General features: G+C 31.3%; 19 protein-coding genes. 11 read left to right on the plus strand and 8 right to left on the minus strand.

Annotated elements, in window-relative coordinates; translation table 11 throughout:
* Window positions 1-2: 2 nt before the first annotated feature.
* Window positions 3-2282, minus strand: coding sequence for an ATP-binding protein (locus LPC16_RS00265; protein ID WP_229637319.1), 2280 nt, complete (start codon window positions 2280-2282; stop codon window positions 3-5).
* Between the two features lie 88 nt (window positions 2283-2370).
* On the opposite strand from LPC16_RS00265, the gene cobN reads away from it, so the two are divergent.
* From cobN to LPC16_RS00285, 4 genes are all read left to right on the plus strand, one after another.
* Window positions 2371-6120: a cobaltochelatase subunit CobN gene (gene cobN, locus LPC16_RS00270; protein WP_229637320.1), complete on the plus strand. Its 3750-nt coding sequence runs from the start codon at window positions 2371-2373 to the stop codon at window positions 6118-6120.
* A gap of 90 nt (window positions 6121-6210) precedes the next feature.
* Window positions 6211-6693: a superoxide dismutase, Ni gene (sodN, locus tag LPC16_RS00275; RefSeq protein WP_229637321.1), complete on the plus strand. Its 483-nt coding sequence runs from the start codon at window positions 6211-6213 to the stop codon at window positions 6691-6693.
* Between the two features lie 37 nt (window positions 6694-6730).
* Window positions 6731-7081 (plus strand): nickel-type superoxide dismutase maturation protease, encoded by a 351-nt coding sequence (sodX, locus tag LPC16_RS00280; protein WP_229637322.1) that lies wholly within the window; start codon window positions 6731-6733, stop codon window positions 7079-7081.
* Between the two features lie 202 nt (window positions 7082-7283).
* Window positions 7284-8147, plus strand: coding sequence for a 3'(2'),5'-bisphosphate nucleotidase CysQ family protein (locus LPC16_RS00285; RefSeq protein WP_229637323.1), 864 nt, complete (start codon window positions 7284-7286; stop codon window positions 8145-8147).
* A gap of 160 nt (window positions 8148-8307) precedes the next feature.
* On the opposite strand, the gene cbiB is transcribed toward LPC16_RS00285, so the two are convergent.
* Window positions 8308-9285 carry an adenosylcobinamide-phosphate synthase CbiB gene (gene cbiB, locus LPC16_RS00290; RefSeq protein WP_229637324.1) on the minus strand — a complete coding sequence of 326 codons (978 nt, stop codon included), beginning with the start codon at window positions 9283-9285 and terminating at the stop codon, window positions 8308-8310.
* A gap of 757 nt (window positions 9286-10042) precedes the next feature.
* On the opposite strand from cbiB, the gene LPC16_RS00295 reads away from it, so the two are divergent.
* Complete coding sequence (locus LPC16_RS00295; protein WP_040054617.1) at window positions 10043-10432, plus strand: AbrB family transcriptional regulator; 390 nt, start codon at window positions 10043-10045, stop codon at window positions 10430-10432.
* 578 nt (window positions 10433-11010) lie between these two features.
* Here the strand turns inward: LPC16_RS00295 and LPC16_RS00300 are convergent.
* Window positions 11011-11535 carry a J domain-containing protein gene (locus tag LPC16_RS00300; RefSeq protein ID WP_229637325.1) on the minus strand — a complete coding sequence of 175 codons (525 nt, stop codon included), beginning with the start codon at window positions 11533-11535 and terminating at the stop codon, window positions 11011-11013.
* Window positions 11536-11572: 37 nt separating this feature from the next.
* Here LPC16_RS00300 and LPC16_RS00305 point away from each other — a divergent pair, with 37 nt between their 5' ends.
* Both LPC16_RS00305 and glmM read left to right on the plus strand, forming a co-directional pair.
* Complete coding sequence (locus LPC16_RS00305; RefSeq protein ID WP_229637326.1) at window positions 11573-12115, plus strand: thylakoid membrane photosystem I accumulation factor; 543 nt, start codon at window positions 11573-11575, stop codon at window positions 12113-12115.
* Between the two features lie 262 nt (window positions 12116-12377).
* Complete coding sequence (gene glmM, locus LPC16_RS00310) at window positions 12378-13802, plus strand: phosphoglucosamine mutase (RefSeq protein WP_407084181.1); 1425 nt, start codon at window positions 12378-12380, stop codon at window positions 13800-13802.
* 21 nt (window positions 13803-13823) lie between these two features.
* Here the strand turns inward: glmM and map are convergent, their stop codons facing one another.
* The 5 genes from map to LPC16_RS00335 all read right to left on the minus strand — a co-directional run bounded on the left by map (window position 13824) and on the right by LPC16_RS00335 (window position 20070).
* A complete protein-coding gene (gene map / locus LPC16_RS00315; protein WP_229637328.1) occupies window positions 13824-14576 on the minus strand; it encodes a type I methionyl aminopeptidase in 753 nt (250 codons plus the stop codon).
* An 89-nt stretch (window positions 14577-14665) separates the two neighbouring features.
* Window positions 14666-15505: a carbohydrate ABC transporter permease gene (locus tag LPC16_RS00320; RefSeq protein WP_040054612.1), complete on the minus strand. Its 840-nt coding sequence runs from the start codon at window positions 15503-15505 to the stop codon at window positions 14666-14668.
* Between the two features lie 66 nt (window positions 15506-15571).
* On the minus strand, window positions 15572-16450 hold the full coding sequence (locus LPC16_RS00325) for a carbohydrate ABC transporter permease (RefSeq protein WP_229637329.1): 879 nt from the start codon (window positions 16448-16450) through the stop codon (window positions 15572-15574).
* 91 nt (window positions 16451-16541) lie between these two features.
* A complete protein-coding gene (locus LPC16_RS00330; RefSeq protein WP_229637330.1) occupies window positions 16542-17648 on the minus strand; it encodes a calcium/sodium antiporter in 1107 nt (368 codons plus the stop codon).
* Between the two features lie 655 nt (window positions 17649-18303).
* On the minus strand, window positions 18304-20070 hold the full coding sequence (locus LPC16_RS00335; protein ID WP_407084204.1) for a R3H domain-containing nucleic acid-binding protein: 1767 nt from the start codon (window positions 20068-20070) through the stop codon (window positions 18304-18306).
* A gap of 1021 nt (window positions 20071-21091) precedes the next feature.
* Between LPC16_RS00335 and rplC the strand changes: the two genes are divergently transcribed.
* From rplC to rplB, 4 genes are read left to right on the plus strand one after another with little or no spacing between them, the layout of a single operon-like run.
* On the plus strand, window positions 21092-21730 hold the full coding sequence (gene rplC / locus LPC16_RS00340) for a 50S ribosomal protein L3 (RefSeq protein ID WP_229637332.1): 639 nt from the start codon (window positions 21092-21094) through the stop codon (window positions 21728-21730).
* Window positions 21731-21769: 39 nt separating this feature from the next.
* Entirely contained in the window at window positions 21770-22402 is a 633-nt protein-coding gene (gene rplD / locus LPC16_RS00345; RefSeq protein WP_040054608.1) for a 50S ribosomal protein L4, read from the plus strand.
* Window positions 22395-22703: a 50S ribosomal protein L23 gene (locus tag LPC16_RS00350; RefSeq protein ID WP_040054607.1), complete on the plus strand. Its 309-nt coding sequence runs from the start codon at window positions 22395-22397 to the stop codon at window positions 22701-22703. The genes rplD and LPC16_RS00350 overlap by 8 nt, the downstream gene beginning before the upstream one ends.
* 53 nt (window positions 22704-22756) lie before the next feature.
* Window positions 22757-23584, plus strand: a complete 828-nt coding sequence (rplB, locus tag LPC16_RS00355) for a 50S ribosomal protein L2 (RefSeq protein WP_229637333.1) — start codon at window positions 22757-22759, stop codon at window positions 23582-23584.
* Window positions 23585-23605 lie beyond the last annotated feature (21 nt).

Raw genomic sequence — 23605 nt, forward strand, 5'->3', positions numbered from 1 at the left:
TTTTAAGTATTAAAACTTACATTCTCAGAGGTTAAAGTCTTTATTCTTTTGAGTAAAAAATTAGGCTGTATCGGTTTTATTAAGTAATCATCAATTCCTGTTTTAGCAATTTCTAGCCACTCTTTAGATGTAATTGTATCCTTTAGAAAGAGTACCTTTATAGATCTAGTCTCTGAAGATTTCTTCAAAAGCTTACTTATTTTCAAAGCTTTGGAAAGGTCCTGATCTAAAATAATTGCTATGGGTTGTATCAACTCTATTTTCCTTATTAATTTAATATCATTCATTAACCAAATAAAATAATAATTAGCTGATGTCAATAATTCTTCAAGCAGAGTTGCAGTTTTCTTATTACTCTCTATCAGAATAATTATTCTAGTAGAAAATAGTGATTCTTTCTGGTTTAATAATTTACTATTTAACTTATCTTTAAGCTGAGATTGATTAGGGATTCTAATTGTAAAAATGGATCCTTTATTAACTAAAGACTCCACCTGAATAGTTCCACCATGTAATTCTACTAATTGTTTGGTTAACGCTAAGCCTAGTCCCGTGCCCCCATAAACACGTTTTCTATGGTTTTCTAGTTTCTGAAATAATTTAAATAATAAAGGAATCTGATCTGTTTTAATACCTATTCCTGTGTCCTCTACTTGCCAAATAACTTCTTCTCCGTCTCTCCAAACTCTTAGTATTACAGTTCCATTTTCTGGAGTAAACTTTAAGGCATTATTTAATAGATAATAAAGAATATGCTTCATCCTTATAGGATCGGCTAAAAATGTATCTTCTATAGAGTTAATCTTTAAATCTAATTTTAAATTAATATGTCGGTGAACTTCTTCTTTATAAACTTTCTGTAAAATGTTTTTAGCAATATCACTTAGAGAAAATTCTTGAATATTCAGTAAGCATTTTCCTGTTTGTAGATTTGAATATTCTAAAATCTCATTAATTATTTGAAGTAAATTTTCGCCACTATTTTGAATAGTTTCTAAATAATGCTTTCTCTTTTCTAAAGATAGTGTAGAGTTTTCTTTTGACCAGTACAATAAAGTGCCTGATAAACCAATAATGCAAGTTAATGGAGTACGTAGCTCATGGCTCATATTACCCAAAAACTCACTTTTAGAATGGTTAGCAGCTTGAGAAGCAACTAAAGTATCACAAAGTTCCTGTGTTCTTTTAACGACTTTCTGTTTTAATATATGTCTTTCTGCTTGAACTCGAGCATACAGTTGTGCTTGGTTAATAGCAACGCCTAGATGCTCTGCAATTTTTTCTAAAGTAACTTTTTCATTTTTCGACCATTTTCGCTTTTGCAGACATTGATGGGCAACTAAAAGTCCCCATAAATCGCCATTTACAATAATAGGAGTTCCTATCTCAGAAAGTATAGAATATTTACTTGGTAAATTTTGAAAGCATGAGTGTAAGAAAGAATATTCATTTATACTATCTATATTGTTATGAGAAACAATTGATTCTTCAGAGTATCTTAGCACTTTTATTAAAACCTTGCTTTCTATCAAGATATTTAATAAAGAAGGAATATTTTTAGTGCTGAGTGATTGGTACGTAATATATCCATCACCTTTGATTAAATTATACTTCTTAGAAGTAATTAATTGTTTTCTATTAAATTCATAAATTATTAAGCGATCAACCTTTAAAAGTTGTCCCAATTCCTTAACAGCAGTTTCTAAAATAGTTGGTAAATCTAGAGTTTGACGAATTTTACCAATAACTTGAGTTAAAAGCTTCTCTTGCCTTAATTGACTTTTAATATCTTTTTTAAGAGGAGAAGTAGCTGGCAACTCTTGACAAATGGCATAAAAATTATCAGTACTTTTAGATCCTAGTATATCCTCTAGATTACTGTTCAAATATGATTGTAAATCTGTTATCTGGATATTATCAATATTTAAATAAGGGATAAATTGTTTCTTCCATACTGAAGTATTGTCTAAATGTATATATAGTTTGTGAACAAAATTAGTAATACAATTTGCTTCTGAAGTTATTGTGACTTGATAAGATAAAGAAGAAGTATTTAGTACACCTTGGAGTAGTATACTAAACCCAGGTGACAAAAAAAGATAAAAGGTTTTTAAATCTAGTACTGTAGATAAGTTTTCTATTTCTAAGGCAATCATAGAATTTGTTAATAAGATCCCTGTAGAACCTTGAATTGTGAAAAGCTTTTCCCAAAGAGAACAAAGCTTTTCAAATTTACATATAGATATAACTCGTTTTAAAATGGGTTCTTGACCAAAATTCATCAGCTTAGACAAGGCTAAAGGAAAAGAATACAATTTTTCTGTTTCTCTATCCTGAAACTTAATGTTGTTTAAATATTGAGAGAATACTATGCATCGAATAGCTTCAAGTTCTGGAAATTGGAATATGCAACGAGATGGAGTGATTTTTGTAGAACAAAGTCAAGCTCCAATTATATTCTTAACAGCAGCAGACACAGACATTCAAAGCTTAGCGAATTCTTTAAAAATTTTACCGAACAATTTTCAAAAAGTACGTGCCTTAAATATTTTGTACTTACAACAACAGTTAAGTATTGATAATTATTCAGATAAGGTATTATCTAAATCTAAAGTTATTATTTTACGGCTATTAGGAGGGAGTTCGTATTGGAATTATGGATTAGAAGTTGTTAAATATATTGTTGAATTAAACAACATAAATCTTTTTGTTCTACCAGGAGATGATGTTTCTGATCATATTTTAATGAGCCATTCAACAGTTCCTCTTTATCAGAGTAACAAGCTGTGGAAATACATAAGCGAAGGAGGACAAAAAAACTGGTCGAATGCATTAAAGTATATTTCTAATAACTATTTTCAAACTAAATATGATGTTGAAGAACCAGAAATAGTACCTAATTTTGGAATTTATCAAAACAACAGAATTAATAATACTGCTGAAAAAAATGTTGTCATACTTTTTTATCGTTCGCATTATCTCTCTGGTAATTTATTACCAGTAGATTCCTTGTGTGAAAGTTTATTAAATAGAAATTTATTTCCTTTACCCATATTTATTACTTCCTTAAGAGATATTAATATCCAAATTGAATTAATTAATTATCTTGACAGTGTAGAAAATAATTCTTGTCAGTTATTGCTTAATACTACTAGCTTTTCACTTGCCAAAATTGATGATGACTACAACTTTAATAGTAACTTGTGGCAAAAATTAGATTGTCCAGTCTTACAAGTAATCTTTAGTAGCTCAACGTTACAGCAATGGCATGAAAGTTTTCAAGGATTAAGTCCTCGAGATGTAGCTATGAATATTGCTTTACCAGAAATTGATGGAAAAATTATAACTCGTGCAGTTTCTTTTAAATCTATTAAAGTGTGGAATAAAGATTTAGAGACAAATGTTATTATTTATTCACCTGTTAAAGATAGAGTTGACTTTGTCGCCGATTTAGCAAAAAATTATATTAATCTTAAGAATAGTTCTATTTCTGAAAGAAAAATCGCTATAGTTTTGGCCAACTATCCTAATAGAAATGGTAGACTTGCAAATGGTGTTGGGTTAGATACTCCGGCAAGTTGCATAGAAATTCTTAAAGCTCTAAAAAGAGAAGGTTATAGTGTTGCCAATATACCTGAATCAGGTGATGACTTAATAAAACTTTTAACAAAGGGAGTAACGAATGATCCTGAAAGTAAAGACTTACGTATAGTTTATCAATCAGTTTCTTATGTAGAATATGAACAATATTTTCAAAGTTTGCCTTCAAAGATTAAGAAGGAAGTTGACGAACGTTGGCAACATATATTTGATGATGTAAATCTTGCATTTCCGATCTCTGGTATTCAACTGGATAATGTTTTCATAGGTATTCAACCGTCTAGAGGTTACGATTTAGATCCAAGCTTAAATTACCATGCTCCTGATTTAGAGCCAACACCTCATTACTTAGCATATTATTACTGGATAAAAAATAAATTTAAAGCTTCGGCAATTATTAACGTAGGTAAACATGGTAATTTGGAATGGTTACCAGGAAAAAGTCTTGCATTATCATCAACTTGCTATCCTGAAGTTGCATTAGGCAGTATTCCTAATTTTTATCCTTTTATTGTCAATGATCCAGGAGAAGGAGCACAAGCCAAACGCCGTTCACATGCAACTATCATAGATCATCTTACTCCTCCTTTAACTCGTGCAGAATTATATGGTGATTTGGAACAATTAGAAATTCTTATTGATGAATATTATGAGGCCCAAGCTCTAGATCCTAAGCGTCTAAAGATAATTACTAATAGTATTAAAGAACTAATTATTAAAACTAAAATTAATAATGACTTGGGAATAGCAAAAATAGATTTTGATTCTTTATCTACATTTCTAAAATTAGCAGATGGATATTTATGTGAACTCAAAGAGGCACAAATTAGAGACGGATTGCATATACTAGGGCAATGTCCTAAAAATATTCAACTAAGAGATTTAATTTTAGCGATTTCCCGTTCTCCTGGTTCTAATCGACTTGGTTTAACAACAGCACTAGCTAAAGATTTAAAATTAACTTTTAATCCTCTAACAGCAGATTTTAGTGATTCTTTTTCTGATTCTATTTTTCTTACTTTTACACCTCAAAATCTTCTATTACAGCTTCAAAGATCTTCTTCTATTGGTGATGTTGTAGAAGTCTTAGAAAAATATTCACAAACTTTAATTGAAAACTTAATTAATAAAATTGAAACCCCAGAAATAATTCACTTTCAAAATACCTGTAAGGAAATTAATTGGATACAAAAATTTTTAATCCCCAAGTTATATGAAACTGATCAGGAAATTAGTAATTTACTCAAAGGATTAGATGGAAGATATGTTCCTAGTGGAGCATCAGGTACGCCGACTAGAGGAAGAGTGGAGGTTCTTCCTACAGGTAGAAATTTCTATTCAGTTGATATCCGTGCTATTCCTACACAAACAGCTTGGGCTATGGGGAAGAAGGCAGCTGAGGTTCTTGTCGAAAAATATACTCAAGATAATGGAGAGTATCCAAAAACTCTAGCAATCTCAATTTGGGGGACTTCAACTATGCGAACAGGTGGTGATGATATCGCCCAAGTCTTAGCTTTACTAGGAGTTAAACCTATTTGGGACAGATCCAGAGTAATAGATTATGAAATTATTCCTTTATCAGTATTAGGAAGACCTCGTATTGATGTGACAGTAAGAATATCAGGTTTCTTTAGAGATAGCTTTCCTAACTTATTGTTGTTATTGTCAAATGTAATTGAAGATTTGTCAAAATTAGAAAAAGAAAAAGATGCCAATCCTTTAGCTACTCAAGCTAAAAAGGAAAGACTATTTTGGCAAGAACAAGGTTTAACTGACCAACAAGCATATTTAAAATCTTGCCATAGGATATTTGGCTCAAAGCCTGGAGCATATGGAGCTGGTTTACAGGGATTAATTGAAGCCCAAAATTGGGAAGATGATAAAGATTTGGCCAGAGCTTATATCAATTGGAGTTGTTATGCTTACGATAAAAATGGAAAAGCATACAAAGTTCCCGAAGTATTTGAACAAAGGCTAAAGCAGTTGCAAATTGTTTTACATAATCAAGATAATCGAGAACATGATTTATTAGATTCTGACGATTATTATCAATTTCAAGGGGGATTAACTGTAGCTATTAGAAGTATAACTGGGAAGAATCCTCAAACTTATTTTGGAGACAATTCTATTGTTAATAATCCTAAAGTGAAATTATTAAAAGAAGAGATATCTAAAGTATATCGTTCTCGTGTTATTAATCCTAAATGGATCAAAGGTATTATGAGACATGGCTATAAAGGTGGATTTGAAATGGCTGCTACAGTTGATTATTTATTTGCTTATGATGCAACGGCTCACTGTGTAGAAGATTTTATGTATGAAGGAATAGCTCAAAAGTATATTTTTGATAAAAATGTAAAACAATTTATGGAGGAAAAAAATCCTTGGGCTTTGCGAGATATCGCGGAAAGGTTACTAGAAGCTAATCAAAGAGGCTTGTGGATAAATACTAACAAGGAAATTCTTGATAAACTAAGAGATGTTACCCATCAGGCAGAAAGAATAATAGAAGAATAATTTTACTTTAAAGAAGATTTTTAAAATTGCATCGAATTATGTGTTTTAATGATACCATTTAGAAGTCCATAACGAAGGGTGATTATGATTATGCGCCTGTTAAAAACAATAGCTACCCAGGTTAAAAATTGGTTTCCTGCTCCTACCGTCCATGCTCATTGTGATGGGCCTTGTGGTGTTTATGATCCAGCCTCAGCTAGGATTGCAGCTGAAGCGGTAGTATCAATGACAAAAAAGATTTTAGATTTACAGCCTCCAACTTCAAACAATATTGAAGGAATAGCTGCTTATCAAAATACTCTATCTAGATATATTGCTATAAAAGAAGAACAGGCACAACTAGCAAAGAAAGAACTTTTAGTTCTTTGGACAGATTATTTTAAGCCTGTACATCTTGAACAATATCCTGATTTACATACTAAATTTTGGAATGCTGCGAAACTTTGTTCTGCTTGTAAGGTAGAAGTTAACTCAGATAACACAGAAAAATTAATGTCTGCGATAGAAGATATTCAACGTATTTTCTGGCAAACTAAAGGAAGAACTGATGTTTCTTGGTATAGAGCTAACTAAATTACCTGATTAATTTAGTTTTTAAACTTTATTATATATGTCTTGCATACGAAACAATAACATAATAGATCTTGCACTTTGGGCATTAGGACAACGACAACGCTTGAAAGTTGAGGGATGGTCAATGTCTCCTTGTCTAAATCCAGGAGATGAATTACTAGTTTCTCGACAAACTAGTAATCATCCAACTCCTTTTATTTCAGATATTATCATTATGTCACATCCGTGTTGCCCAGATTTACGGTTAATTAAAAGAGTAATTTCTGTGAATAAAGATGGATCTTGTTTTGTCAGAGGAGACAATGCTCTATGCAGTACGGATAGTCGTTCGTTTGGATGGATAGAACCTAAGCTCATTTTTGGTCATGTTACTAGTCGATTTTTTTAATTCTAAAATAGAAACATCTTAAAAATTGACATTCAATTTTTATAAATAATTTTCTAACTTTAAAATTTATAATATTATGGGCAGGTAATTAATTACTAGCCCTATTTTTATTTATAAATAACAGAAATAAATTTTGGTACAGTCTATCAAATGTACAAACTGTAAATAATTAAATAATATATATTTTAAAAAATTTATAACTATGAAACTAAAAGAAATTGAAACTATTACTCGCTCCATAGCCTGGGGTGCAGCCAAGATTCTACATTCCTATTATTGTGGAAAAAATAAGTTTAAAATTACCGAGTCATCACAAGATGGCCCAACAACTACTGCTGATATCAAATCTAATAATTATATTTTAAAAAACCTGCAAATATTTTTTCCCAAAGATATTTTTGGTTATCTTAGTGAAGAAAACTACAAATATGATAGCCATCATAGCCGCATTCAAAAAGATTGGGTATGGATTATTGATCCTTTAGATGGTACTAAGGAATTTATTAATAAGACAGGAGAATATGCTTTACATATCGCTTTGGCATATCAAGGACGTCCTGTCGTCGCTGTAGTAGCTATTCCTGAAACTCAAACAATTTATTTCGCCACCAAGGGATATGGAACATTTGTTGAAGACCTTAATCATAAAATAACCCAAATTAAAGTATCAAATAGAAATACAATTGAAAATTTATCCTTAGTAGTTAGCAAGTCTCATAGAAATACACGTTTTCAGTCACTTATCGATGCTTTCTCTACAAAAGATATAGTATATATGGGTAGTTTGGGAAAAAAAATAACGACTATTCTTGAACAAAAAGCAAATGTTTATATCTCTATATCTGGTAAGTCTGCGCCTAAGGACTGGGATTTTGCAGCTCCAGACTTAATTCTCACTGAAGCAGGAGGAAAATTTACTTATTTTAATGGTGATATTCCATTTTACAACCGTGGAGATGTATCTCAATGGGGTAACTTTATAGCTAGCAATGGATATTTTCATGAAGCTCTATGTGAAAAGTCCATAAATAGTTTAAATGAAATTGATAAAAGAGTTATTGTATAAGTTAATTATTAAATATTTCTTAGATAAATTCTTAATGTAATTTATACAGTAATTATTTTTAATATTAGTTTAACGAGTGTCAAACTCCTAAAATATATGAAAAAGTAGAATATATATTAAACTAGTTAATGTTTTCATTTCATATATAAATGAAATATAATTATCTAGTATTTTTTATATAAATCAAAATTATTCCTAATCCTAGCCAAAGCAAGCTACATACGCGTGTTAACACTAAAGCTTTTTCTATTGTAGTAAATGTAATGGATTTAATTGGTTCTCCAAGTAAGGGTTTTTTTTTAATCGTACCATCATAAATATTTTTTCCTCCTAATTGCACCCCTAATATAGCAGCATAAATGCTTTCACTCCATCCTGAATTTGGACTTAGATCTTTATCTCCATCACGATTACAAATTGAAAGAACATAATAAGGTCTTCCCGATAATATTGCTAAAGTTAAGACTCCTAGGCGGCAAGGAATCCAAGTTAAAATATCTTCTAAATTTGCACTAAACCAGCCAATATCAGTAAAAGGTTCTTTCTTGTAACCAATAGTAGAATCAAGAGTGCTGGAAGCTTTATAGGCTAAGGCAAGAGTTAGACTACTAGTATAAGGAAGTAGTGCACCAATTATTGCATAAAATAAAGGAGCTATTACTCCATCTATGGAATTTTCTGAAATAGTCTCTAGTATAGTACGCCAAATATCTTTTTTGGAAAGATTTCTAGTATCCCTACCTACATATTGACTAAGTTTTATTCTAGCAAGGTCAATTTTATTTGTATTTAAGGGAATAAGAACGTCAATAGCTGCTAATCTTAAACTTCTTCCAGCAAAACAACTGGCTAATAAAATACTCTCTATAGTAATCCCGATTAAAGGAAAGAAATGATACTTAATTAAACTAACTGTCCAGCCAAAAAAGCCACTAGCAAGAACTAATAATAGACATAATATACTTCCCGCACAACGACAAACAAATTTTCCATTACAAAATTTAAAAATAAGATTAGAGGCTTTAAAGATTAACCATCCCATAACTTGTACAGGATGTAAATATTTAGATGGATCACTGATCAGATAGTCAATTATAGTAGCAATGATTAGAATAATTATAGAAAAATCGGTATCCAAGATTATATTTGATCCTTTAGCTAGTTACTCTTAATTATATCGAATTCTTTTTATATCTTTGATAACATGTTAAATAGTTAGATAGCTATGATTAGTATTATTTACTATTTTAAAATAAAAAATAATACATAGTATCGTGTAAAAAAAATTATAGATAGAACTCTTAGAATTAAAAGCTACTAGAATAATTCAAAAAAGTTTTTATTACTTATTTTCAATAAATTTTTTTACAAGATAAGCATTATTTAATAATGCTTATCTTATAGAAAATTCGTTATAGTTATATATCTAATCAATTTTAAAACTTTTTCGAGATAATTTGATTGATATTATAAAAAATCGATAATTTTTACAATATCTTCAAAATAAAATATTCCGATCAGTAATGCTTTTAAGATTAAAAATAATAAGTTTTATATCTAAGATATTGTTTTCAATAGATTACTTTCTTATTAGATTTTAATTATTTTTTTGTTTTTTTAAGAATAGAATTAATTATTTTTATTCACTTAATAATACTATTATTTAGAGCAAAACGAATAAAATTAAACATATAAAAATTTGTTGTTATTAACAACAAAACATTAAGGGTAATGAATTATTATTAATCTTATGAAACATGTGGATAAAATTTGCAAATTATGTGTAAGATAATTGTATAGATAGTTAGTAGTTTTAAGTTTTTTGGTTACCATTACTAACTTAGTCAACTATTGTTCCGTAAACCTAATTAATTAAATAATTATTTTTCAAATTAATGAAACAAGATAAACCCTTAACCGGCATAGATCTACTCCAAAAAGTTGAAGAATTAAGCAAAGAAGCTAAATTTAGTAAAGAAGAAAAAGCAAAAGCTTGTGGTTACTATACTAAAACAAAAAATGGAGTGGAACGTGTCAATATGATGAAGTTTCTTAATGCCTTAATTGATGCTGAAGGTATTGAACTCGATAGCAGCTCTGAGGGTCAAGGAAGAGGTGGACGTTCAGCTAGCTATAAAATTAGTGTTCAATCTAATGGTAATCTTCTAATCGGTTCAGCTTATACAAAAAAAATGGGATTAGAGTCTGGAGACGAGTTTGAAATTACTTTGGGGCGTAAACATATACATCTAAAACAAGTCGGAATACTTAATGAAGATGGATAATATTTATAACTTTTTGGTTATCAGATAATTTTATTTAATAGCGTTACTCAGATAGAAACTGAGCAACGCTAACAGAAAAATTACTAATAAAAAGTAAGTATTCTTCTTAGGGGAACAATGGACTACATCTATAGATATTTCTTTAGTTAGTCAGTTAATGCACTTCAAATTTAATAAATTAAATTTGAAAGTAAATAGTAATTTTAACTATTGATGAAGAAAATACATCATTTTTATTTAACAATATTTAATTGTTAAAACACTTTAAAGTTTATTAAAGAATAACTATTGAACAACTCAATAAAATTATAAATATCTAATATAATCTATGATTCTTCAACTAATTATTCATCTATAGTAATATACAATCGTTAGCTTATTTTCAATTGAGTTTGATATGTTTACATTAAGACAATTAATATTCGCTCAGCATTTAAGCAACTTCTAGTACTAATTTTATCTATAAAAATTATTATGTTTTTATAAAGAGATATAAAATGTGGGAGGGTTAAGGGCGAATATTTTATTGAAACCTTTATTTCATGCTAAAACAAATTTTACTCAATCACAACTGTAAGCTATATCATATGTAAAGTTAGCCCATTCTTTCTCAAAATAGTGATGATAATAGACAAGATTAAACATCCTAAAATAGTTAATCCTAAAGTCAAAACAGCAAAAATTTCTCCTCCAGATAAAGAACGATCATAAGGATCTAAGTATGCTGAAGAAGAGTATTGATGTTCATTAATATTTAATGAATTTTTAATTGAGTTTTGTGAAGTATTTAAGGAAATATAACCAATTTTTATATCATGAAATAGTCTTTTTTGAGGATTGCTAAGTATTTGATACGATTCATTAAGGCGTTGAAATTCTAGTTTTGCTAAAGAAGGAGATAAAACTGTCGTATCAGGATGATAGAGTTTGCTTAACTCTCTATATATTTTACGTATCTCTAGTATTGAAGTAGATGGATGAATTCCTAGAACAGCATAATAACTATTAGGGAAAAGGTTCTGAAGAATATTATTTCCAAGCACGGAATACTTTATTTCTTGTTGACTAATATTGAGCTTGTTGCGATTATTCTTTGTATACATATCATACTTAACTTACTAAAGGGATTTTTAAATTATTATGACGATAATTAAATTTAATCATAAATTTATTTCAACAATATTGATAGAAATTTGTCTCGTTTTCTTACTCTTTTTAGGAATAAGCTGTAATCAAGCATTAGCTAGTATGTATGATGATAATCTTGATGGTAATATTTTTGTAGTTTATGCCGGTAATGGTTCCCTAGTCCCAGCAAAAATGGCTTTAAGTGACTCTCTTCAACGCCAAATTCCGACAATTATTGTTTATTATGTAGACGATAGTCCTAGTTCTAAACAATTTGCTATGACTGTTTCGAAAATACAAGAGTTTTATGGCCGAGCAGCTAATATTATTCCTACTATGGTCGATAGTATTCCTGTAAAAGATAAGTATATTAAGCAAGAGCTAGGATATTATTACAAAAATACTGTTCCTCAAATAGTTATTCTGGATCATAACGGACAAAAGGTTCTTGATATCCAAGGACAAGTAGAATATGAAGTAATAGATGACGCTTTACGAAAAGTATTTGGTTTATTACCACGTTCTGAATCTATAGAATTAAAACATCATTCTTAGTATGATTATTCTAATTAAAAAGATTTTGTCACTCTAGTTAAGTTTATAACTTATAAATAGGGGCTTTGTTTTTAATAACAATATATAAAAAAGTACTAAATTAGGAACTTTAATTTATATTTTAACGTTATGGAATTTATAGGTAATATTGCCAAAATTTCTCATTTACACCTTACTTAAATATTTGACATAAGAATAAGTAGACTTTGAGAAATGAGCTGTATTTATTTTCTTGTTCCTATCCTCAAGTAATATTTATTACTTGAGGAAGATAAAAATTACTTACTATAACAACTTGTCTAATCAATCTTTTTATTCTCTTAATACACCTTTGTTTGGAACAGATGGAATCCGTGGGAAGGCTGGGGATTTATTAACAGCAGCATTTGCAGTCCAATTAGGTTTTTGGGCTGGACAGGTATTAAAATCAGAGAATACTGTTCCAGGTCCTATCATTATCGGTCAAGACTCTCGTAATTCAAGTGATATGCTAGCTATGTCAATAGCTTCAGGTTTAACTTCTACAGGAATAGATGTATGGTATTTAGGATTATGCCCTACACCTTGTGTAGCTCACATAACAAATATAAGCGAGGCAATAGGAGGAATTATGATTTCTGCAAGTCATAATCCACCTGAAGATAATGGGATTAAATTCTTTAATGCTCAGGGGATCAAGCTATCCACAGCTATATCTCAGAAAATAGAAGAAGGATTAAGAGGAGAACTTCCTTTATCTATAAGTCAAGAAAACTCATGGGGCAAAATTTTACATAAAGATAACTTAATCAATGATTATTACGATTTTTTAAAGAGGAATCTTCATCCGTCCTTTAACTGCAGAGGAATGAGAATAGTTTTAGATTTAGCTTGGGGCGCTTCAGTTAATATTGCCCCAGACATATTTAATCAACTAGAAGCTACAGTATTTTCTTTAAATGGAGAACCAAAAGGAGATCTAATTAATGTTAATTGTGGCTCAACTAATTTAAAATTATTGCAACAAGCAGTTAAAAAATATAAAGCCGATCTCGGATTTGCTTTTGATGGAGATGCCGATAGAGTAATGGCTGTTGATAATACAGGTAAAATTATAGATGGAGATTTTATCTTATTTCTGTGGGGAAAATATCTTATGCAAAAAGGTGAACTTCCCAAAAATTTATTAGTTACTACTGTAATGGCAAACCTAGGTTTCGAAAAAGCTTGGGAAAAATTAGGAGGTACTTTAATACGTACACCAGTTGGTGACCGTCATGTTCAAGCAAAAATGCTAGAAAGTGGTGCTAAGTTAGGTGGTGAACAATCTGGACATATAATTTGCCATAATTACGGAATGTCAGGAGATGGTATTCAAACGTCTCTTCAAATATGTTCATTACTTCAACAGTCAGAAACATCTTTGTCTAAGTTAGTTGAGAATAGTTTTAAGGCCTATCCTCAAATTCTATATAATATTAGATTTAAAAATAGAAATTCACTAAGTCATTGGAAAGATTGTACAGCTTTACAAGAGGGAATTCAAATTGCAGAGCAGGCCATGAAATACAATGGACGCCTATTGGTAAGAGCTTCAGGCACAGAGCCATTACTTCGTATCATGATTGAATCAGAATGTTTTGATACTGCTCAATATTGGACTAACTATTTAATAGCAATAGTTGAAAAACATTTAGACGTTATATGAGTTACAAAAATGTGAATCACATCAGTTTTTGTTAGTTAAAATTTCATATCCTTTATGTGTTACTAGAACTGTATGTTCAAATTGTGCAGACAAGCCATGATCAATAGTTACAACAGTCCAACCATCTGATAATATCTTTGTATATTTTGATTTTTGGTTTACTATTGGTTCGATTGTAAAAATCATTCCAGCTTTTAATTTAATATCAAAATTTTGGTTAGATAAAGAATTAAATATTATTGGTTCTTCATGTAAGTTATATCCTATACCATGACCTGTGTATTCTTCGACTATTGTATAGTCATATTTATGAATAACTTTCTCAATAGCAATTGCTATATCTGATAAATAATGACCCTCTTTAACTTTTTTAATACCTGCGTATAGAGCTTCTTTAGTAGCTTTAATTAATCGGGATGCTTCTAACGATACTTTATTTATGGGAATTGTAATACAAGAATCTCCATGAAATCCTTGATAATATACACCTATATCTACTTTAACAATGTCACCAAACATGATTATTCTTTGATAAGTTGGAATACCATGGCTTACTTCATTGTTAATACTTATGCAAATTGAATGAAGATATCCACAGTAACCTTTAAAGCTAGGTTCTGCATTCATTTCTTTTATTCTATATTCAGCATAATTATCTATATCTTTTGTCGTAACACCAGGTTTTATAATTCCTTCAATTTCATCTAAAATTTTAGAGACAATGTAAGAAGAATGGCGCATTATCTTAATTTCTTTATCTGATTTAATCTGCATAGCTTAAAAAAACAAGATTGACTAAAACACTTATTTTACATAACTAAAAAACATTTATTTATAAATTTAAAAAAGAAATTCTATACTATTTATCCTTTAACTGCACCAGCTGTTAGCCCTTCTACAATTCTCTTTTGAAAAAATAAAACCAGTAGAATCAACGGAAAAGTCCCTAGGACTGTAGCAGCTGAGATAGGGCCATACGGAATTTCAAACACGCTTGAACCACCAATTTGGGCTGTTGCGACGGGAATAGTTTTCATTGTTTCACGGGTTATAAAAGTAAGAGCAAAAATATACTCGTTCCAAGTAAAGATAAAGGTTAAGATTCCTGTTGTAACTAGAGCAGGAAAAGTTAGAGGCAGTAAAATCTGGGTTAACATTGGAATAATTTTATAGCCATCTATTCGTGCTGCATCTTCTAATTCTCTAGGTAGTTGTTGAAAGAAGCTACGCATTATCAAAATGGTCAATGGTAAGTTTATACCAGAATAAGGAATGATTAAGGCTAAATAATTATTTCCTAAATTTAAAAATCGTATTGTCTCTAATAATCCTAAGAACAATAAAACATAGGGAAACAAAGATACTATAGAAATTAATACAAGGATAAGATTTTTATGATGAATATTTATTCTTGCAAGTATGTAAGCAGCAGGAGAACCAATTACTAAACATATAATTGTAGATATTGTAGAAACAATAATACTATTAAAAATGTAGAGAATAAAAGGACGACGTTTAAATAACTCTATATAGTGTTCAAGAGTTATACGTTGAGGAAAATAAATATTAGGGATAGTAGAAATATCTTCACTAGTCTTTATAGATGTTAAAATTTGCCATATAACTGGAATTAGAAAAAAAGAGGTAATAAAAAAAATACTAACCCGAAGAAGTACATAGTTGCTATTTTTCTCCCATTTCATTATTTTAATATTCTCCTCTCTTATTTCCCTTATTCTGAACAATTAGCCTAACGATATTATAGATATTTATCTATCTTTTTTAAAGCTTATTAATAAGATTCCGGCAATTCCAACAACTATTATTAATAGTAAAAAAGTTATTACAACCAATGCAGCACCATAACCGAAATCTAGGTATCTCATAACTGTTGCATAAATATAAATAGAAACAGTTTCTGTCGCCCCGGCAGGACCTCCTCCTGTTATGACTTGAACTAAATCAAATACACCAAAGGCTTGTGCAAATCTAAATAATATTGCAATTAGAACTTGTGGCATAATTAGTGGCAAGGTGATCTGGCAGAAACTTTGCCAAGGTTTTGCTCCATCTATAGCATGTGCTTCATACAAATCTTGTGGGATTGATTGTAAGCCTGATAGCAAAATAATACCAAGAAATGGAGTTGTTTTCCATACATCTGCAATAATCAAAACAATCATAGCCAAAGTTGGATTACCTAACCAATTAATTCCAGTATGAATGATGCCCAAACGTTGTAAAATATCATTAACAACTCCATACTGATCATTAAAAATCCATGCCCAGGCCAATCCCATTATTGCAGTCGGTAACGCCCAAGGAATCATAGAAATAACTCTAACAGCACCTCTACCGAAAAAGGTTTGGTTTAAAGTTAAGGCCAAAATCATTCCTAAAATTAATTCTAAAGTAACACTTATCGCAGTAAATATAGATGTATTCCAAATGGCTTGTAAAAAACGTCCATCTCTTGCCATTCGAAAATAATTTGATAATCCTGAGAAAATAGGTTCTAGCTGAGTACCAAGATTTTTAGTAAATAAACTTAATAAAAATGCACTTGCAATTGGATAAATAAATACAAAAATCAATAAAAGTAAGGCTGGAAGCATTATTAGCCAGCCTGTTTGATTTTCATTTTTCATCTTAGGTAAATTATTACAACATAATAAGATTCTAACCAGAAATTATAAATATTATTTAATCAAAAAGATATTTTGAATCTATTCTATTTCTTCAGGTTTCTGTTTTATTCAATGTCTTGTTTTGTTTTTTTCTATAGCTATTCAACATTAAAATCATTAAAGTTAATATAGTAATAGGAATTACAAAAAATGACATAATGCTACCAAAAATAGGCAATCCGTGATGTCCTGTAGAATATAATACTAAGTATGTTGTATAAGCAACATAATAACTTAGAAACAAAAAGCCTTCCCAACGTCTGATAATGTTTTCTGTAAAAAAGATAGGCAGACATGCCACTTCGATAGCTATCATTACTGGTAAATCAAAATGTAAAGCAGCATCAGAAACAGGAACTCCTGTCGGTGAAGCTATAGCACAAATAGCTAGTACAGTTAAAATATTAAAGATATTGCTACCGATAACATTTCCTACAGCAATATCTCTTTCTCCCTTTAATGCTGCGACGGCTGAAGTTGCCAGCTCAGGCAAAGATGTTCCTGTAGCTACAATTGTTAAGCCAATAATCAAATCGCTTACTCCAATTTTACGGGCAATCTCTGTTGCACTATCAACTAACCATTGAGATCCCAATACCAAGCATCCTACACCCAATAAAATAAATATAATGTCTTTAATAAATCTACTAAAGGATAGAGGTGAAATCTTACTTTCATCATCATTAGGGTTTGAATTACTTGACTCTTTTGCCCCTTTATAAATTAAAAAAGTAGTGTATATAACACCACCAATCAATAAAATGATTCCGTCAGAACGATGTATTGTACGATCTAGCCCGAAGAAAAAAGTTAAAATTGATACTCCAATCATAATAGGAACATCTAAACGAATTAATTGTTGAGCAACTATCAATGGAATAGCTAAAGAAGATATTCCTAAAATGACTAAAATATTAAAAATATTACTGCCAATAACATTTCCTAGAGCTAGATCTGCTTGACCGGCTAAACTTGACTGAACAGCTACTGCCATTTCCGGAGAGCTAGTCCCGTAAGAAACAATAGTTAGTCCTACAACTAAAGGGGAAATTCCGAGACTTGAAGTTATATCAGCAGCCCCTCTAACTAAAACTTCTGCACCGACCATCAACAGGACAATTCCAGCCACTAACAAACCAAAAACTAAGATAAAACTCATTCAGATCTCTAATAATTATTGGGATAGAAAAGTAAACAAATAGGCTTTTTCAGCCTAGCCATAAAAGCCTATTAGACTATAATATTTGAGACTCTTATCTAGTACTTTTTGTGTAGCTCAAAAAAATGTTTTTATTAAAACTAAATCTTAGCCTTGTAAATCTTGCTGTACTTGGGTTATAGGCACTTTCTGTTATCATCCTATTACGAACATTCCAAAAATAATAAAAATAGTATCCAATTCAAATTATTTGAATTCAGTACTGTTTTCAACTACAAGATTGTAAATACATTTGTGAGAGAAAGCAAGTAAGATAACAAATTTAAGTTTAGTAAAACGTTATTTTATAAATTACCTTTGTATATAAAAATAATTCTATTACTCTACATAAATTAGTGTTTTATCTCAAACGGTAAGTAAATTTTATATTATCTTATTATATAAGCTAGATTCGCATATAGATTTATAAATAGAAAAGTATTACTATCTATGCATTAATAAATATTAAAATCTTATAAATCAGCCAGAACTCATAGACACGATAAACATATCTAAGTTTTCAAACTTAAAATTAACTTGGTCAAGAGCCATTTTAATACATTTAGAAATTATACTTTTCTATACAAGGTTCTTCTATTTTACCAACATAAGTTTTTTATATAGGGTAAATTCTTAATCTGCGGTTAGGTTCTTCTCCAGAGCTATCTGACTGTAAACGATAATGTTCAATTAGTTCATGTTGCATGCCTCGCACTTTAGGAGATCTTGGTAATAGTTCTACTGGTTGACATTTAGGTAAAACAATTTGCTCAATTGCTAATCTTGCCTCCTCTAAAGCTTCCAATTCGTCATCATTATCTCCTCTAGTAAAAAGACGTAAATCAGCTGTTTTAGAAACTTGCATTTCACTAACTCCTAGTAATTTTTGTAAAGTGCAAGTGATTTGAGGAATAGTATTAGATTTCACGCCATGAATAGGAATTTGTCTCATTTTGGTCACTTGGCGTAGTTTTGATTGATTTTTTAAGTATGAGCGTAATGCAAGAACTACATCAGCACTGTCTAGATCCTTTGTTACCATAATTGGTAGCTGAAGAATCTTAATAACTTGTTCTAAATGAGATCTACCTATTCCATAAGGATAAACATAGATAGGAAGATCTTCTCCTTCTAGATTAAATGTTTTTGCTTTACTTCCGTTATCTTTATTCTCGAATTGATACCAGGAAGCATCTAATAGTTTATCAAATTCTAATGTTTCACCTAATTTATTTGCATCTTTACTTCTTAAGGAAGGAATAGGTATCATTTTACCGGAAGCTCGCCATCCTCTTGGTTGTGTAGCAGTTTTAGGTTGTTGACGATACTCAGGTGTTTTTAAAAGTTCAGTATCATCAAATGTTTCTTGAGCGATGTTAATCTCTCCATCTTGATTAACTGTTCGTATTTCAGTATTAGGCTTTCCACTACGAAGTAGGGTGTCTATCGTATACGCTACATCTTGATGGATACTCCATTTTTGACGTTCTAACATCTCAACTGCAATTTCGAAAGTAGGAGGAGCTTTGCGCTCCAGAACAGTTTTTTGGCAACCTCTTCGTTTTGCTTCTTCATCTCCAAGTGTAACAGCTTGAATTCCTCCTACTAAATCAGAAAGAGTTGGATTTTTCATTAAGTTTTCAATTTCATTTCCATGAGCTGTCCCAACCAACTGAACACCTCTCTCAGCAATAGTACGAGCAGCTAAAGCTTCTAACTCTGTTCCAATTTCATCAATAACTATGACCTCTGGCATATGATTTTCAACTGCTTCAATCATTACTTTATGCTGTAGTTCAGGCGTAGATACTTGCATTCTTCTCGCTTTACCGATTGAGGGATGGGGAACATCACTATCTCCGGCAATTTCGTTAGAAGTATCTATAATAACGACTCGTTTATGAAAATCATCGGCGAGGACTCTTGCAATTTCACGTAATGCAGTTGTTTTTCCTACACCTGGCCGACCTAATAGAAGAAGCGATTTTCCTATTTCTACTAAGTCTCGAATTATAGATATACTTCCAAAGACAGCTCTCCCTATACGGCAAGTTAGCCCAACAACACTTCCTTTTCTATTGCGTATAGCGCTAATACGATGTAAGGTCTTTTCAATTCCTGCGCGATTATCATCGCTAAAAGTCCCTATCCTTTGAATAGTATATTCTAAATCAGCAGCAGAAATTGAAGTCGTTCCTAAATAAATAGCATATTCAGAAAAGCGAGCTTCCGGCAGTCTTCCTAAGTCCATGACTACTTCTATTAAATGATTACATTCTGGATGATTTTTAATGTGATGATAAATATTTGGTGGTAAAACATCTAGAAGTTTATTTAGTTCATCGGTAATTTGGATAGGCTGAAATGAATCTTTTTGAGGTATAAATGCCACTGTTTTTGATTAAAAAATATGTAAAATTATCTAGAAGGCAATTTGTCTTTATAACAAGACATTCCACAGAATTCGTGAATAGAATAATTACAGGATTAGAAATTACATTCTCTAATTCTTCAATTAATTTAAAAATATAATATGTACTTACAGTAATTTTTTGAGCAAGATATAAAAAATAAGTGTTATTTTTAACAATTGTTTATATACAGTTTAAATTTTGCTTTATTCATGTGTTTTGTGGAAAAGTTAACTAATAATGAGAACTTGATATAGTGTTATAGTTATTACTAATCTTACCCGATTATAGAACAATATAATTGAGTTGTAACATCATATAAATTTCTTTCAATTATTTTTAAAATAAGATAAAAGAGAACTGAGGCAGGACAAATAATCACAAGACTTATTTATTTAAAATTTTTTAATGCTCGCTATTTCTTGGTTAAAAGTTATTAATCAAAATTATATAAAGTTCCAGAAAACTACATATTAAGGACGCTGCTCTTCATAACAGGTAATTTTACTACGATAATTCATAATATTCCGGATATATTAAAGCTGTTAAATTAGCAGGTTTAAGTATTTTTTTAAACTAAATATTCAGTTTAAGATAAATAAGATCTATAGAAATTACTTTATGTTTTTAAAGTTTTATTTAATTCAGAATTATGTCAAAGCAAAACTAATATAATCTCTTGACATTGTAATTAATTCAAGTTAAGATTATGAGTCGGGGTTAAAAATTATAAAATAGTTTTTATTTTAGGGCAGATAAAAGAATCGCTTTAAGATACTGGAGACATAAAACTTTAAGTCTTAGAGAGCAACGGTGATAAAGCCCAGTCCGTCCTGCGATGAGCAATAAATAATCATCACTTTTTTTGATCGATACCACCAAGTTTTACATTGAGTGTGTATCCTTAAAAGCAAGCAGGAATTTCCTGTGTATGCTTAGAACGATTAATACCGTTCAGGCAATCTTGTTGTCTAGTTCATAGAGGAAAAAACCGTGGCTATTGGTCTTCTCGGTACCAAACTCGGTATGACCCAAATATTTGATGATGAAACAGGACTTGCTATTCCTGTGACTATCATGAAAGTAGGTCCTTGTACCATTACCCAAATAAAAACATCCGATACCGATGGATATAATGCTGTTCAAATCGGCTATTCAGAGGTTAAAGAAAAGGCTTTGGCTAAGCCAGAGTTAGGTCATCTAAAAAAAGCTGGCGCCTTACCCTTACGTCATCTTAAGGAATATCGCGTTGACGATACACAACCTTATAAGCTAGGAGAAACAGTTAACGCTGATCTCTTTAATGCAGGCGATTTGGTAGATATTACAGGAACATCCATGGGGAGAGGTTTTGCTGGATATCAGAAGCGTCATAATTTTAAACGTGGCAACATGACTCATGGTTCCAAAAGTCATCGATTACCTGGTTCTACTGGTGCAGGAACAACTCCTGGAAGAGTTTACCCTGGTAAAAAGATGGCTGGTCAATATGGTGCCAGTCAAGTTACTACTCGTCATCTAAAAGTTGTTCAAGTAGATGCTGAATGTAATCTTTTATTAATTAAAGGAGCTGTTCCTGGTAAGCCAGGAGGACTTCTAAACATTATACCAACTAAAATTGTTGGTAAGTAATCAAGAACAGTTAATTAAACGAGAAACAAATCAAAAACAATGGTTGATTGTAACGTTAAAAACTGGCAAGGAGAATTAGTAGGGCAGGTTACCTTAAATTTGAAGGTAGCAAAAGAAGAAAATTCAGCCCACTTATTACACCGCGCAGTAGTTCGACATCTTGCTAATGCTCGTCAAGGCAACGCTTGTAGCAAAACAAGAGCAGAAGTAAGAGGTGGTGGTCGTAAGCCCTGGCGACAAAAAGGTACAGGCAGAGCTAGAGCAGGTTCCATTCGTTCTCCATTATGGCGTGGAGGTGGAGTTATTTTTGGTCCTAAGCCAAGAGACTTTAGCCTAAAAATGAATCGTAAAGAAAGACGATTAGCTTTAAGAACTGCTATTGGCAGTAGAATTGAAGATCTAATTATAGTTAAAGATTTTATTGAGCAACTTCCTGATCCGAAGACCAAGGAATTCACTGCAGCTTTAACCCGATGGGGAGTAAAGCCAAGGAAAAAAGTAGCTTTAATTCTTTTAGAAACAGATAATAATGTTTATTTATCAGCACGTAATCTTTCATATGTAAAAATTTTACGGGCAGATAGTTTAAATATTTATGATTTACTTAATGCAGACAAAATTATTATAACCTCTGAAGCTTTAGTAAAAATCCAGGAGGTTTACAATGACTAAAAATAAATACGATCCTCGTCATCTGGCCGATTTAATACTCAAGCCTATTATTACGGAAAAAGCTACCACGCTTTTAGAGCAAAATAAATACGTTTTTAATGTATTGCCTAAAGCTACGAAGCCCGAAATCAAGGCTGCAATCGAAAGTCTATTTGATGTTAAAGTAATTGGGGTTAATACTATCCTTCCTCCACGGAAAAAACGCCGTGTTGGTAAATTTATTGGTCATAAATCCTTGTATAAACGAGCGATTGTGACTTTAGAAGAAGGAAATACAATTAATTTATTTCCTGATACATAAACCTGGTACAGCCAGGGAACTTTCATTAAAAGAAAAAACCTGAGAGATAATCAATGGGTATTCGTTCCTATCGTCCGTACACTCCCGGAACCAGACAGGCATCTGTTTCAGATTTCGCTGACATCACGAAACGCAAGCCTGAAAAATCATTAACTAAATATAAGCACAACAAAAAAGGGCGTAATAATCGTGGTGTTATTACTAGTCGCCATCGTGGGGGCGGACACAAACGCCTTTATAGGATTATAGATTTTAGACGGGATAAACACGATATTCCTGCAAAAGTTGTTGCTATTGAGTATGATCCTAACCGTAATGCTCGTATTGCCCTTTTATTTTATCAAGATGGAGAAAAACGCTATATTTTAGCTCCTGTAGGTATTACTATAGGCGCAACTGTAGTATCCGGGGAAAATTCTCCTTACGAAATTGGTAATGCTCTACCACTATACAAAATTCCTTTAGGTTCAGAAATTCACAATGTAGAATTGATACCTGGAAAAGGTGGGCAAATGGTTCGTTCAGCAGGGGCTGTGGCACAGCTTGTAGCCAAAGATGGAAACTATGTAACTTTAAAATTACCTTCTAAAGAAGTACGTATGGTACGCAAAGAATGCTATGCCACCATGGGTCGTGTAGGTAATATTGAAGCTAGAAATATTACATTGGGTAAAGCTGGAAGAACAAGGCATTTGGGGCGAAGACCTCATGTTAGAGGAAGTGTTATGAACCCGGTAGATCATCCACACGGTGGTGGAGAGGGACGTGCTCCTATCGGGAGAAGTGGGCCAATGACTCCTTGGGGTAAGCCTGCTCTAGGAGCAAAAACTCGCAATAAGAAAAAAGCCAGTTCACGTCTTATAATACGTCGCCGCCGTTAAAATATCCACTTTGTTAAATTC

It is taken from the genome of cyanobacterium endosymbiont of Braarudosphaera bigelowii, from assembly GCF_020885515.1.
In the GTDB taxonomy this organism is placed as follows: domain Bacteria; phylum Cyanobacteriota; class Cyanobacteriia; order Cyanobacteriales; family Microcystaceae; genus Atelocyanobacterium; species Atelocyanobacterium thalassa_A.